Genomic DNA, 13824 nt, shown 5'->3' on the forward strand with positions numbered 1-13824 from the left:
CCCCCGCACCCCGGCCCGCCGTCGTGTCCGTGCCGCCCCCGTCGGCAGGCGCGCCCGGCGTCGGCCGATCCAGCATCGCCGTTGCACCGATCGCGGTGCCACCCGTCGCTGCCCCGCCCACCGGCGGCTGGACGCCCGTGCCGGCGGCGGAAGGACCGGGCGGGGCGGAGACCTCGACCCGCACCGTGCAGGGGCTGCTCTTCGTCCTGGGGGGATTGCTGCTGGGTACGGCGGCGACGGTCTTCACCGCGGTGGCCTGGGCATCGGTCGGGCTGGCCGGCCGCGCGCTGATCCTGCTGGCGTTCACCGTGCTGCTGCTCGCGGTGCCGCTCCTCGCCCGTCGGCGCGGGCTGCGCGGCACCGCCGAGACGCTCGCCGCCGTCGGTCTGCTGCTGGTGGTGCTGGACGGCTACGCCGCCTGGACGGTGGACCTGTTCGGAGTGACCGGATGGCCGGGCAGCCGGTACGCGGCGCTCGTCGCGGCGGTCAGCACTGCCGTCGCCGTGGCATACGCCCGGATCAGCCGGCTGACGGTGCCGTGGTTCGCCGCGCTGCTCGGCGGGCAACCGGTGCTGCCGCTGCTCGCCGCCGAAGCACGTCCCGAGCCGGCCGGCTGGGCCGTGGTCCTCGTCGCGGTGGCGCTCGTCGACCTGGCGGTGATCGTCGCGCTGCGGCGCCGCCCGGGGAACGTCGCGGGCGAGGGGGCCGCGACGTTCCCCACGACACTTGTCGGCGGGCAGGTGGCGGCCGGCCTCGGGTTCGCCGGTGCGTTGCTGCTCGCCGCCGGCTGCGCGCTGGTGCCGCTGCTGGTCGGCCGGGCCGGCGGCGTACCGCTGCTGGCCGGGGTGCCGATGCTGCTGGTGGCCTCCGCCGTGCTCGGTGCGGCGTTGCTGCTGGGTGGCGCGACGGCGCGGGCGGTGGCGGCCGGTGCCCTGGTGCCGGTGCTGGCCGGCGCGCTGCTGCGTCCGGCGGTGGAGCTGCGCCCGTCGGTGTCGCTGCTGGCGACGGCACTTGTGGTGGTGGCGCTGGCCGGTGCCGTACGGCTGCTTCCGGCCGGCTGGCGACCCGGCCCCCGGATCGGTGCGCTGCTGGTGGCCGGCGGCGCCACGGCACTGACGGCGCTGACCACCGTGGCGCTGGCCGGTGTCGCCGTGGGGCGGTCGGTTCCGCCGTGGCGGGGGGCCACGGACGGGCCCGATCTCGCCTGGGGCTGGCAGCTGCCGGTCGCGGCGGCCCTGACCTCGCTCGCCGTGGGCTGGCTGCTGCCGCGAGCCGCCCGGCCGGCGATCGTGGCGGCCGGCGTCGCCGTCACCGCGCTGGCCGCACCGGCGACCTGGACGTCGCCGTGGCCGGTAGTGGTCGCCATCGACCTGTCGGTAGGTGCGCTGCTGCTGGCCACCGCGGTGGCTCGCCCGCTGGTCCGGGACGCGACCGCGACGACGTCGGCGCTGGCCGGTGCCGTGCTGCTCGGGCACGGGCTGCTTGTCGGCCTGGCCGGCCCGGCCGGAGCCGGTGCCGCCTGCGCGGTGATCCTGGCCGCCGGCCTCGGTGTGGCTGCCCTCGGTCGACGCGGCGGGCCGGTGCAGCGGAGGGTAGCCGGGTACGGGCTGCTCGCAGCGGTGCTCGTGGTGCCGGCCGGTGCGGCGGTCGCGGCGATCGGTGCGGGGACGTCACCCTGGTGGCAGTCCCGGGCGGCGCTGGCCGCCGTGGCGCTGCCGGTGCTCGTACGGGTGCTGTTCCGCGCCGACCGGGACGACCTGCGGCCGTACGCCCACACCGGTCTGGCGGTGAGCGCCGTCCTGACCGGCCTCGCGCCGGTCGCCGTGCCGGCCGACGAACCGGTCGCGCTCTACGCGGCGGTGGCGGCGCTGCTGATCGCCGTCGCCGGGTTCCGGGTACGCGGGGCTGACCCGTTGCCGCTGGCCGGCTACGCGCTGGCCGCCGTGGCGGTGCTGGCGGCGGTCCCGGTGACCGTGCGGGCGCTGGTGACCCCGTACGGTCCGCCGCCCGCGCCCTGGTCCGGCGTTCCGGACACCGCAACCCTGCCGGGCGCGCTACCCGCAGGACTCGCTCTCGCCCTACTCGCCCTCGCCGCCGGCTTGAGTGCAAGGAGGGGCCCCCTGCTAACGCCTCCGGTAGAGGAAGGGCCCCCTCTTAACATCGGCGGCTGGCGGATGGCGGCGATGGCGTTGCCCTTCACGGCGGCCGCCGGGCAGGTGCTGCTGGTCGCCGCAGCCGCGCCCTGGCCGGTGGTGCCGGCCACGGCACTCCTCGCCGGGTTGGGCCTGCTGCTGACCGCCGCACTGTCGACGGTGCCCCAGCCGTTGCGCGCCTGCGGTGTGCCGGTCGGGCTGGTGCTGACGGCGGTCGGGCTGCTCAATCTCCAGGCCACCCGGGCGGGCACGCTCGTCGGGCTGGGCCTGCTGGTGGTGGCCGCAGCCACCACCGCGACGGCCGCGCGGCACCCGTCCGTACGCCTGGCCGGCTGGCTGGCCACGGTCATCACGGCGACGGCGTTCGCGGTCACCGCACCGCTGGCCGGCGGGCTGCCGTTGCGGATGGCCGCCTTCGCGGTGCTCGGTGTGGCGGTCGTCGCCCTCGCCCTCGCCGCGGTGGCCGGGCACAGGCACACCGCCGACGCCGCGCCCAGACGCGGGCACCTCGCGAACGCCGGCGTACCCGGGCACCTCGCGGGGGAACCCGGCGGGGCCCGCTCCGTCGGGGGGCCGGCGTCGCCGCCCGCCTCGGTGCTGGACGCCGCCGCGCAGGCGGTGGCGCTGCTCGCGCTGCTGCTCACCGTGGGTTCGGCGGGACACGCCGCGACGGTCTGCGTGCTCTGGGGTGCAGCGGTCGGGGTACGACTGCTGCGTCGTGGTGAGCCGGCCGGGCGACGGTGGGCCTTCGCCGCCGTGGCCGGGGGAAGCGAACTCTTCGCCACCTGGCTCCTGCTGGTGGCCGGCGGGGTGGCGGTGGTGGAGGCGTACACCGTGCCGTTGGCGTCTGTGGCGATCGTCGCGGGCGTGGTGGCGCTGCGGACCCGGCCGGGTCTGACCAGTTGGTTGGCGCTCGCTCCCGGCCTGGCCGCCGTGCTGCTGCCCAGCCTGGCCGTCGTGTTGGTCGGCACCGACCCGCAGCCCTGGCGGCGGCTGCTGCTCGGCGCGGCGGCCCTCGCGGTGACGCTGTTCGGCGCGGTCCGGCGCTGGCAGGCACCGGTGGTGCTGGGCGGCGGGACGTTGGCCCTGCTGGCCCTGCACGAGGTGCTGCGCGGCTGGGATCTGCTGCCTCGGTGGATCTATCTCGGCGTTGCCGGGCTGGCGCTGATCGGCCTGGCGGCCAGCTATGAGCGGCGCCGCCGTGACCTGCTGCGGCTGCGTGCCGCGATCACCCGGATGACCTGATCCGGCTCGGGTGGTACGGACGGCCACGGGGCGTCCGTACCACCCGAGCCACCGGTGGCGTCAGCCGCCGAATGCCTCCAGCAGGTCCATCGGAGCCTTCTCGACCTGCTTGGCCGGGGGAGCGGTCGCGGTCACCGACAGGCCGAAGTCGGAGTAGGTCGAGCGCATCTCCCCGAGACTCTCGGCGAGCACCGTCATGTCGATGACCAGCTCGGTCAGCCGGCCCTCCGAGTCCACGGCGGCGGTGAACGGGACCGACTTGGCTCCGTCACCGAACGTCTTCACCACGTCAGCGGTCTCGTCACCGGCCTTGCTGTAGTCAAGCGTGCCGGCGTACGCGCCCGGACCGGTGCGCTCGACCGTGACGATGCTCTTGAGCATCTTGCGGACGTTGCCCGGATCACCATCCGCCAAGATCTTGAACTGGCTGTCGTCGCTGACCTTGGACATGTCCATGTGCAGCCACTTGTCCCCGGAGGAGCCGGCGGCCAGCGTGCCCGTCATCTTGAGGTAGACATCGTCACCCGTGCTGATCATCTGAATCTTGCCCATGGCGCCCATGTCCATGGTCATGTCGGAGGTTTTGGCCACCGGGTCCAGCACGCCGGAGCCGTTGATCAACGGGGAGGTGACCTTGACTCGGGCACTCTGCTTGTTGAGCTGTTCGAACGCGGCCGTCAACTCGGCCTGCGGATCGGCCGGGGCGCTGCTGGACGGAGGGACACCGGTCGTCGTGTCCCCGCTGGTGGTCGGGGCACAGCCGGTCAGGGCGAGACCGAACGCGGCGGCGAGTGCGACCCCCGTGGTCGCCAGCCGTTTGGGATACATCGGATCGTCTCCTCGTGAGCGGCCCGGCAGTGGGAAGCCCCCGCGACCGGGGGTGGGCCGGCGGTCAGCCTAGCCGTCCGGTTCGACCCACGCTGCCCATAAACCGGGCCCCCGGCGTTGCCGGGCAGCAGTGGCTGGGTGCCGCACCGGTAAGGTCTGGCCATGGCAGAGGTGCTCACCGCCGAGGCGGTGCGAGACGAGCTGGGTGGGCTGGCGGACTGGTCGGGAGACCCCGCAGGGATCACCCGCACGGTGGAGCTGGCCAGTTTTCCGGACGCCATCGGGGTGGTCGACCGGGTCGCCGCGACGGCCGAGGAACTGGACCACCACCCTGACATGGACATCCGGTGGCGCACGGTGACCTTCCGCTGCGTGACGCATTCGGCCGGCGGTGTCACCCGTCGCGACATCGAGTTGGCTCGGCGGATCGACGAGATCGTGAGGGACGCCTGATGAGGTTCGAGATCAGTAAGGTGCTGGACGCCATCGAGGGTCGGGTCTGCACCGACCCGCAGCTGGTCCGGGCGGTGATCGACCTGGCCGAAATCATCAGGTACCAGGACCTCGACGGTGGACGTCCGGCCAGCACGTTGCGTCTCGGCATGGTCATCGACGCGCTGGCGCGCAGCCTGGAGGAGGACACCGTCCCGGTCTACGCGGTGGTGCACCGGGGGATGCTCTCCGACGCCGACCTGACCTCCAACGAGCGGATGGTGGTGCGGCGCTGGGCCGACGACGGCCTGGTCGAGGTGCTGGACAATCCGGGTGACCGGATGCTGGAGGTGGCCGACCTGCTCGGCCTGCCGGTGCTGAGCCGGGTCCGCTTCGACGGCCTGCGCGGCCGGTTTCCGTGGCTGGTCGAGCAGCCCGGCCGGGTGCTCGCACCGGTGCCCGGCGCGGGTGGACCGGTCTTCATCGCGCACGTCGGTGGCGGGCACACGCCGCTGGCCGGGCCGCCGTCACCGGCCGCCGCCAAGCTGCTCGCCCGGGAGTGGCGTTGCCCGGAGTCGGGCTGCAACCTGTTCGGCGGCAAGGGCGGCGGGGGCGCCTTCGCCGACCTCGCTGCGGTGGGCCGTAAGCCGACCGGCCAGGCACCGCCGTCGCTGCGCAACGGCGTACCGACGTGCCCGCGACACGGCACCCGACTGCGTGACGCCGGCCCCCGGCCACGCAGCGAGGTCCTCGCGGTACGCGTCGGCGGCCTGATCCGGCGCCGTTTCGTGCTCACCGAGGAGCAGCCGATCACGGTCGGTCGGGCACCTGACGGCTCCGGCGGTATCACGCTCGGCCAGTGGCTCAACGACGAGGCGCGCCGGTGGATCAGCCGCAACCACCTCCGGTTGGAGTTGCATGGCAGCGACATCGTCGCCATCGACGTGAGCACCAACGGCTCCGGCGTCCGGCCGGCCGGCTCGATGGCGGAGGCGGACCGGATCCCACTGTCGCCGCAGCAGTCCCGGGTCCTCGGCCCCGGCGACATGGTGGAGCTCTACCCCGGCGTCCAGATCGGACGTCCGGACGACCTGCCGGCCGGCGCGCCGTACAACCCCGACTCGGTGATGTCCGAGGCGCCGACCATGGCGATGCGACTGCCGCGCTGAGGCCCGTGCCAGACCGTGAGCGGGCGCCGGGACCAGTATCCCGGCGCCCGCGTACGCGGTAAGCCCGCTCAGCTCGCCAGCACTGCGGCGAGCTGAGTCAGCGCGTGGTCGATCTCGTCGGCGGTGATCACCAGCGGCGGGGCGAGCCGGATGGTCGACCCGTGGGTGTCCTTGGCCAGCACGCCGCGCGCCATCAGCCGCTCGCATGCCTCCCGGCCGCTCATCAGCGCTGGGTCGATGTCCAGGCCGGCCCAGAGCCCACGGCCGCGTACCGCGACCAGACCCTTGCCGATCAGCGCGCGCAGACCGGTGTGCAGCCGCTCGCCCAGCTCGGCCGAACGGCGTTGGAACTCGCCGGTGGCCAGCAACCGGACCACCTCGGTGGCCACCGCGCAGGCGAGCGGGTTGCCGCCGAAGGTGGAGCCGTGCTGGCCCGGCTTGAGCACGCCCAGCACGTCGGCGTCGGCGGCCACCGCGGAAACCGGCACGATGCCGCCGCCGAGCGCCTTGCCCAGCAGGTACATGTCCGGCACCACGCCCGCCTGCTCGCAGGCGAAGGTGGCACCGGTGCGTCCCAGCCCGGACTGGATCTCGTCGGCGATGAAGAGCACGTTGCGCTCGGTGCAGAGGCGGCGTACGCCAGGCAGGTAACCCTCCGGCGGCACCACCACGCCCTGCTCGCCCTGGATCGGCTCCAGCAGCACCGCGACCGTGTGCTCGTCGACCGCCTCGGACAGCGCGGTCAGGTCGCCGTAGGGGACCACCCGGAACCCCGGGGTGTACGGCCCGAAGTCGGCCCGGGCGTCGTCATCGGTGGAGAAGCTGACGATCGTGGTCGTACGTCCGTGGAAGTTGCCCTCCGCGACCACGATGTTGGCCGCACCGTCCGGCACGCCCTTGACCTGGTAGCCCCACTTGCGGGCGACCTTGATGCCGGTCTCCACCGCCTCGGCGCCGGTGTTCATCGGCAGCACCAGCTCCTTGCCGCAGAGCGCCGCCAGCTCACGGCAGAAGTCGGCGAACTGGTCGTGGATGAACGCCCGGCTGGTGAGCGTCAGCCGGTCGAGCTGGGCGTGCGCGGCGGCGATCAGCGTGGGGTGGCGGTGACCGAAGTTCAGTGCCGAGTAGCCGGCCAGGCAGTCCAGATAGCGCCGGCCGTCCACGTCGGTGAGCCAGGCGCCCTCGGCGGAGGAGATCACCACCGGCAGCGGGTGGTAGTTGTGTGCGGTGTGGCGCTCCGCGTCCTGCACCGCGGCCGGAGTCCGCAGCATGTCCTCGATCACTTGCTCGCCTTTCCCTGACGGAGTCGCAACGTGCAGCACTTCGGTCCACCGCCGGCCTTGCGTAGCTCGGACAGGTCGACGCCGATGGTCTGGTAGCCCCGGTCGCGCAGCTTCGCGGCCAGGTCGGTGGCCTGCGCGGGCAGCACCACGTGCCGGCCGTCGCTCACCGCGTTGAGGCCGAGCACCTCGGCGTCGGCCATGGTGGCGTGCACCGCGTCCGGGAAGAGCCGGCGCAGCACGGCCTGGCTGCCGGGGCTGAACGCCTCCGGCAGGTACGCCACGGTCCGCTCGTCCAGCACGGTGAGCGCGGTGTCCAGGTGGTAGAAGCGCGGGTCGACCAACTGCATGGTGATCACCGGGTAGCCGAAGACCTCCTGCAACTGAGCGTGTGCGGCGTGCGCGGTCCGGAAGCCGGTGCCGGCGAGCAGGTGGTCACCGGCCAGCAGGACGTCGCCCTCGCCCTCGTTGACGTGCTTCGGGTCGTACAGCTCGAAGCCGGCGCCCTCGAACCAGGCGCGGTACGCGGGTGCCTCGTCGGCGCGCTGCGGGTCGCGGAACTGCACCGCCATCGCCTTGCCGTCGATCACGGTGCCGCCGTTGGCGGCGAAGACCATGTCGGGCAGGCCCGGCAGCGGAGTGATCTCCTCGACGGTGTGGCCGAGGTCCCGGTACACCTGGCGCAGCCGCTCCCACTGGCGGATGGCGAGGTCGGTGTCGACCGGGGCGTTCGGGTCCATCCACGGGTTGATCGCGTAGTCGACGGCGAAGTACGTCGGCCGGCACATCAGGAAGCGCTGGCGGGTGGCGTCCATCGTCATTGTCCTGCTCCCAGGGTCTCCGCGCGCCCGGCCACCGTCGGCACACGGGCTGGCGCCGTTGGCTCAACGTTATGCGGCGTCCACCCACAGGATCCACCGTCGACCATTGCAGAGAGCAGCTGATCGTTGCGTTTGTGCGGCATTTGTCGGCGCTTCGTTGCGCAGCCGCCAGCCGCCAGCCGCCAGCCGCCAGCCGCCAGCCGCTCGACCTCGCATCGGGGCCGGACACGCGTCAGGGGCGGCGAAGCGCCGCCCCTGACGAAGGTGTGCGCCCGGCTGGTGAACCACCAGAACTGGTCGGGCTACGGCCGGTAACTCGCCGGCCGGGCGCCGGTGAACCACCGGCGAGGCGAAATGTGCCCCCTAGAATCGATCGACAAACTGTGAATCAAGCCACTCGCGGAAGCGGGCCACCAGGTCGCCGTCGGTGGTCGGCCAGACGTACTGACCGGTCATCGCCAGCACACCCAGGACCACCGCACCCAACCCGAAGGCGATCCCGAACAGCGCATCCGCCTTGCCGGCGACGTGCCGTCGCCTGGTGGCGATCAGTCCGAGCACGGCGAGCACCGCGCCGACCGCGCCCAGGGCGATGCCGTACCCGGCGAGCGTGCCGGTGAGCACGAAGCCGAGACCGGCGAGCCCGACGATCAGGCCGAGGGTGGCCAGCAGGCTGGTCCGGGGCCGGGGGCCGACCGGCGCCGCTGGAGCGTCCGTCGCGGGCACCCGGTCCCGCTCCACAGTCGGATCCCGGTCGACCGTGTTCGCGTCCACGGTGCGGGCCCTGTCGACGGTGGTGCCGCGATCGGCGGTACGGGCCCGGTCCGCCGACCGGTCGAGATCGAGGGTGCGATCCCGGTCCGGTGCGTCGGCGGGAGCGGCCGGGGCGGCTGGGGCGGCGGAAGCGGCTGGGGCGGCGGCGCGAGCCCGCCGGGAGCCGTTGACGCTGGACCGGGCGGTAGCTGCCCGGGCTGCGGCGTCCCGCTCGACGGCGGGCTGCTCGGCGGTCCGGTCGGTGCCGGAGCGCTCGCGGCCGTCCACCCGTCCGGTAGGCCGTTGCGTGGTGCGGGTGTCGGTGGCTACCGCCCCCCGCCGGTCGGTCTCGTCATCGACTGTCGATGGCGTCGGCGTGGGCTCCTCGCGGCGGGACAACGAAGGAAATCTCATGGTGTCACCTCCTGGTCGTGCGTGAGTGCGCCGCGAGCCCCGTGATCGCACTACTCACGCGTCAATACCACCGGAGTTACCCAGCCGCGAACCCCCCGACACCGGACCGACCGATCGATGCCGGGATCGGGCGTAGCCGGGTCTGTTCGGTCAGCGGGGGCGGGTGAAGGGAGCGGCGAGGGTGGTGAGCAGGGCCAGACGACGGGGACGGGAAATCAGGGCCGGGCGGGTGCGTACGCACCGGGCCAGGATCTCCACCGCCCGGTCCACCGGGAGCATCAGCGGGCGCACCGGAGCCTTCGCCATCTTGGTGTCCACGAACCCGAACCGGACCGTGGTCACGCTCACCCCCTGTCCGCGCAGCGCCGAGGACAACCCCAGGAGGTACGACGACAGCCCCGCCTTCGACCCGGCGTACCCGGGTGCCTCGGCCGAGACCAGCCGGTCGGCGAGGCTGGACAGGCCGATGAGATGCCCGTCACCGGCGGCCACCATCCTCGGTACGACAGTGGCCACGGTCCGCACCGCGCCCATCAGGTTCACCTCGAAGGTGTGTGCCTGCGCGTCCAGGTCAGCCAGGTCGATCGGCTCGCCGATCCCGGCCGCGTACACGCAGAGGTCCACCCGCCCCAGCTCGTCGATCGCCTTGCTCAGCACCTCGGGATACTCCGGCGCGGTCACATCGACGGTGTGATGGACGTACGTCGGGACGTTGATGCCGCTGTCCCGGCGGGACAGCCCGGCCACCCGCCACCCGTCCGCCAGCAACCGGCGGGTGAACGCCAGCCCGATCACCGGTGCCACCAACTACCTCGACAGCGGCGCCCCGGCGGGTGCGGCGTACACGGTGCGGGCCGTGGTGGGCGGGGCCGAACAGGCCGCCTCGGCGCCGGCGCTGCAATTCGGCTCCGGCTACCTGGACGTACCGTTGCAGATCCCGCCCGGCGGCACCACGCCCAGCGGCGAGGCGTACACCTACTCCGCTAACGACGCCAGCGTCGGCGACCTCGACGGCGACGGCCGGTACGAGTTCGTGCTCAAGTGGGACCCGTCCAACTCCAAGGACAACTCGCAGTCCGGCTACACCGGCAACGTCTACGTCGACGCGTACACCCTCACCGGCACCCGGCTGTGGCGCATCGACCTCGGCCGCAACATCCGGGCCGGCGCCCACTACACCCAGTTCCAGGTGTACGACTACGACGGCGACGGCCGCGCCGAGGTGGCCATGAAGACCGCCGACGGCAGCCGCTCCGGCACCGGCCAGGTGATCGGCAACGCCAGCGCCGACCACCGCAACTCCAGCGGGTACGTCCTCGCCGGACCGGAGTACCTGACCATGTTCGACGGCCGCACCGGTGCCGTCCTCTCCACCGTCAACTACGACCCGCCGCGCGGCACCGTCTCCTCCTGGGGCGACTCGTACGGCAACCGGGTCGACAGGTTCCTCGCCGGCACGGCGTACCTGGACGGGCAGCGCCCATCGCTGATCATGGCTCGGGGCTACTACACCCGCGCGGTCATCGCCGCCTGGGACTTCCGCAACGGCACCCTCACCAAGCGGTGGACCTTCGACTCCAACGCCTCCGGCAACAGCGCCGCCGCCGGCCAGGGCAACCACAGCCTCTCCATAGCCGATGTGGACGGCGACGGTCGACAGGAGATCGTCTACGGTGCGGCCACCATCGACGACAACGGGCGGCTGCTCTGGTCCACCGGCCTCGGCCACGGCGACGCCGGACACGTCGGCGACCTCGACCCGTCCCGCCCCGGACTGGAGTACTTCAAGGTCAGCGAGGAATCCAGCAGGCCCAGCTCCTGGTTCGCCGACGCCCGCACCGGCCAGATCCTCTGGTCCACCGCGGCCGGCGGCGACAACGGCAGGGGTGTCTCCGCCGACATCTGGGCCGGCAGCCCCGGCGCCGAATCCTGGTCGTCGGCGGTGAGCGGACTGGCCAACATCCGGGGCCAGAACATCGGCCGCAAACCCTCCTCGACCAACTTCCTCGCCTGGTGGGACGGCGACCCGGTCCGCGAACTGCTCGACGGCACCCGGATCGACAAGTACGGCACCGGCGGCGACACCCGCCTGCTCACCGCCAGCGACGTCGCGTCGAACAACGGCACCAAGTCGACCCCGAACCTCTCCGGCGACCTGCTCGGCGACTGGCGGGAAGAAGTCGTCTGGCGCACCACCGACAGCCGAGCCCTACGGATCTACAGCACCCCGACGCCGACCAGCACCCGGATCCACACCCTGATGCACGACCTGCAGTACCGGGTCGCCATCGCCTGGCAGAACACCGCCTACAACCAGCCGCCACACCCGAGCTTCTTCCTCGGCGACGGCATGGCCACCCCACCCGCGCCCCGCATCTACCTGCGTTGACGCGCCCATGAGAAGGCGGTAGAAAAAACGGAACAGGCACCGGGCTGCGATCGCGGAATCCGCTCGATCGCAGCCCGGTGCCCCACACCGCGGCACCCCCGACCCGTCCCGACCGGGGAGTGCCGTACCACCACCGGAACCAACATTAGGCAGTCTCCGCGTCGCGAGGGTGACGCTGTCGTGAAGCTCATGTTTCAACCCCCCGGAAACGCTGTGACCTGGGACACCATCTCCGCTTCGGTGCCGCCGACGGCTCGCCCTCAGCCCAATGTGCCCAGTCCGGCGGCCCGGCCCCGCAACCCCCCGGCGACCTCCTCGGCGATCAGCTCGAACGACCGCACCCGGTCCGCGACGTCGTACACCATCGTGGTCAGCATCAACTCGTCCGCACCGGTGCGCGCCAGCAACTCACCCAACTGCCGGCGGACCGTCTCCGGCGAACCCGTCGCCTGACCGGCACGGCGCTGCGCCACGAACTCCCGCTCCAGATCCGTGTACGGATACGCCGCCGCCTCATCCGGCGTGGCGAGCGGCTCCGGCCGCCCGGCCCGCAGCCGCAGGAACGACAACCCGGCCGGCCCGGCCAGCCACTCGGCCCGCTCGTCGGTCTCCGCGCAGACCGCGTTCACCGCCACCATCGCGTACGGCTGCCGCAGCCACCGCGACGGGCGGAAACTCTGCCGGTACAGCGCCAGCGCGGGCAGCGTGTTCTCGCCACTGAAATGGTGCGCGAACGAGAACGGCAACCCCAACGCCCCGGCCAACTGGGCGCTGAACCCGCTGGAACCCAGCAACCACACCGCCGGCCGTTGACCGCGCCCCGGGGTCGCCCTGATCGGCCCGGTCGCCTCGTCGGCGAAGTAGTCCATCAGATCGGTCAGCTCCCGGGGAAAACCCTCGGCCGACAAGCCTTCCATGGTCCGGCGCAAGGCCAACGCGGTCACCCGATCCGTACCCGGTGCGCGGCCGATGCCCAGGTCGATGCGGCCCGGGTGCAGCGCCTCCAGCGTGCCGAACTGCTCGGCCACCACGAGCGGCGCGTGATTGGGCAACATCACCCCACCCGAGCCGAGCCGGATCCGGTCGGTCCGCGCCGCCAGATGCGCGATCAGCACCGCCGGTGCCGACGACGCGATGGCCGGCATGTTGTGGTGCTCGGCCACCCAGAACCGGTGGTAGCCCAACTCGTCGGTGCGCCGGGCCAACTCGGTGGTGTGCCGCAACGCCTCACCGGCATCAGCGCCGGCCGCGACGGGGGCAAGATCCAAGACAGAGAGCGGTACGTCGATCACACGGGTGGCCAACCCGCCCGATGCCGGATTTGTTCCCCCGCCGGGCACCTGTGTGATCAACCCATTCCGCGCGCCTGCTCGAAGATCAGACTGGTCTGGGTGTGCTGCACCGCCGGATCCACGGCCAGATGGTCCAGGACGAAATCCCGCAGCGCCTCGGCCGAGGCGGCCCGCACATGCAGCACGTAGTCCTCCGCACCGGCCACGTGGAAGACCGACACCACCCCGGGCAACCGCACCGAACGGGCCCGGAACGCGTCCACCGCCCCCCGGGCGTGCTCGGTCAGCCGTACCGACACCAGCGCCTGCAACGGCAGACCCACCGCCGCCGGATCCACCTCCGCGTGGAACCCGCGGATCGCGCCGCTCTCCCGCAACGCCCGGGTACGCGCCAGACATGTCGACGGCGCCACCCCCACCCGCTCGGCGAGAGCGTTGTTCGGCAGCCGCCCATCGGCGGAGAGCTGGGCCAGGATCGCGCGGTCGGTGTCGTCGAGGGCGGCAAACGGCCGTACATCGTTCGATGCGAGGGGCATGCGGACATCCTTCATCGCACAAGCCTCGGTAGGGAAGGCGTATTCCACGAATAATCTTCGAAAGTATTGCCCGAGGTGAGCCGGTTGTTCGATCCTGTCCGGCATGGTGACCGTGGACACCCGAGCCGTGCACGCCGGACGCGACGACCTCGCGGCCCTCGGCGTCCACGTGCCGCCGATCGACCTGTCGACCACCAACCCGCTGCCGTCGGTCCAGGCCGGCGGCGACGCGTACGAGACCCTCGCCACCGGCGGCACCCACGCCGACAGCGCCAGCGCCGTCTACCAACGACTGTGGAACCCCACGGTGGCCCGCTTCGAAACCGCCCTCGCCGAACTCGAACACACCACCGAAGCAGTCGCCTTCGCCAGCGGCATGGCCGCCCTCACCGCCGTCCTGCTCGCCGCCACCCGCACCGGCAAACGACACCTGGTCGCCGTCCGACCCCTCTACGGCGGCACCGACCACGTCCTCGCCACCGGCCTGCTCGGCACCGAGGTCACCTGGGCCC

General features: G+C 72.6%; 12 protein-coding genes. 5 read left to right on the plus strand and 7 right to left on the minus strand.

Annotated features, from left to right (window positions below; translation table 11 throughout):
* Positions 1–95 precede the first annotated feature (95 nt).
* Entirely contained in the window at positions 96–3398 is a 3303-nt protein-coding gene (locus C1I93_RS21495; RefSeq protein ID WP_181445267.1) for an SCO7613 C-terminal domain-containing membrane protein, read from the plus strand.
* Positions 3399–3458: 60 nt separating this feature from the next.
* Here the strand turns inward: C1I93_RS21495 and C1I93_RS21500 are convergent, their stop codons facing one another.
* On the minus strand, positions 3459–4226 hold the full coding sequence (locus C1I93_RS21500) for a hypothetical protein (RefSeq protein ID WP_111245102.1): 768 nt from the start codon (positions 4224–4226) through the stop codon (positions 3459–3461).
* Positions 4227–4388: 162 nt separating this feature from the next.
* On the opposite strand from C1I93_RS21500, the gene C1I93_RS21505 reads away from it, so the two are divergent.
* Together C1I93_RS21505 and C1I93_RS21510 are read left to right on the plus strand one after the other, a co-directional pair.
* Positions 4389–4679 (plus strand): 4a-hydroxytetrahydrobiopterin dehydratase, encoded by a 291-nt coding sequence (locus tag C1I93_RS21505; protein ID WP_111245103.1) that lies wholly within the window; start codon positions 4389–4391, stop codon positions 4677–4679.
* Positions 4679–5827 carry an FHA domain-containing protein gene (locus tag C1I93_RS21510; RefSeq protein ID WP_111245104.1) on the plus strand — a complete coding sequence of 383 codons (1149 nt, stop codon included), beginning with the start codon at positions 4679–4681 and terminating at the stop codon, positions 5825–5827. The genes C1I93_RS21505 and C1I93_RS21510 overlap by 1 nt, the downstream gene beginning before the upstream one ends.
* Before the next feature lie 68 nt (positions 5828–5895).
* On the opposite strand, the gene rocD is transcribed toward C1I93_RS21510, so the two are convergent.
* The 4 genes from rocD to C1I93_RS21530 all read right to left on the minus strand — a co-directional run bounded on the left by rocD (position 5896) and on the right by C1I93_RS21530 (position 9899).
* Positions 5896–7110 carry an ornithine--oxo-acid transaminase gene (rocD, locus tag C1I93_RS21515; RefSeq protein ID WP_181445268.1) on the minus strand — a complete coding sequence of 405 codons (1215 nt, stop codon included), beginning with the start codon at positions 7108–7110 and terminating at the stop codon, positions 5896–5898.
* Positions 7107–7922, minus strand: coding sequence for a dimethylargininase (gene ddaH, locus C1I93_RS21520; RefSeq protein ID WP_181445269.1), 816 nt, complete (start codon positions 7920–7922; stop codon positions 7107–7109). Before ddaH ends, rocD begins: the two co-directional genes overlap by 4 nt.
* A 369-nt stretch (positions 7923–8291) precedes the next feature.
* Entirely contained in the window at positions 8292–9095 is an 804-nt protein-coding gene (locus tag C1I93_RS32655; protein ID WP_223256437.1) for a DMT family transporter, read from the minus strand.
* Between the two features lie 150 nt (positions 9096–9245).
* Complete coding sequence (locus C1I93_RS21530; RefSeq protein ID WP_258378318.1) at positions 9246–9899, minus strand: SDR family NAD(P)-dependent oxidoreductase; 654 nt, start codon at positions 9897–9899, stop codon at positions 9246–9248.
* Here C1I93_RS21530 and C1I93_RS21535 point away from each other — a divergent pair.
* Positions 9871–11484: a rhamnogalacturonan lyase gene (locus tag C1I93_RS21535; protein ID WP_438819586.1), complete on the plus strand. Its 1614-nt coding sequence runs from the start codon at positions 9871–9873 to the stop codon at positions 11482–11484. The genes C1I93_RS21530 and C1I93_RS21535 overlap by 29 nt on opposite strands.
* 260 nt (positions 11485–11744) lie before the next feature.
* On the opposite strand, the gene C1I93_RS21540 is transcribed toward C1I93_RS21535, so the two are convergent.
* Both C1I93_RS21540 and C1I93_RS21545 read right to left on the minus strand, forming a co-directional pair.
* Positions 11745–12776, minus strand: a complete 1032-nt coding sequence (locus tag C1I93_RS21540; protein ID WP_181445270.1) for an LLM class flavin-dependent oxidoreductase — start codon at positions 12774–12776, stop codon at positions 11745–11747.
* Between the two features lie 56 nt (positions 12777–12832).
* A complete protein-coding gene (locus C1I93_RS21545) occupies positions 12833–13312 on the minus strand; it encodes an Lrp/AsnC family transcriptional regulator (protein ID WP_111245107.1) in 480 nt (159 codons plus the stop codon).
* Positions 13313–13415: 103 nt separating this feature from the next.
* On the opposite strand from C1I93_RS21545, the gene C1I93_RS21550 reads away from it, so the two are divergent.
* Positions 13416–13824, plus strand: a 409-nt coding sequence (locus tag C1I93_RS21550) for a PLP-dependent transferase (protein WP_146603548.1), incomplete at its 3' end; no start/stop codon positions are given.

Source organism: Micromonospora endophytica (assembly GCF_003236305.1).
Lineage (GTDB): Bacteria > Actinomycetota > Actinomycetes > Mycobacteriales > Micromonosporaceae > Micromonospora > Micromonospora endophytica.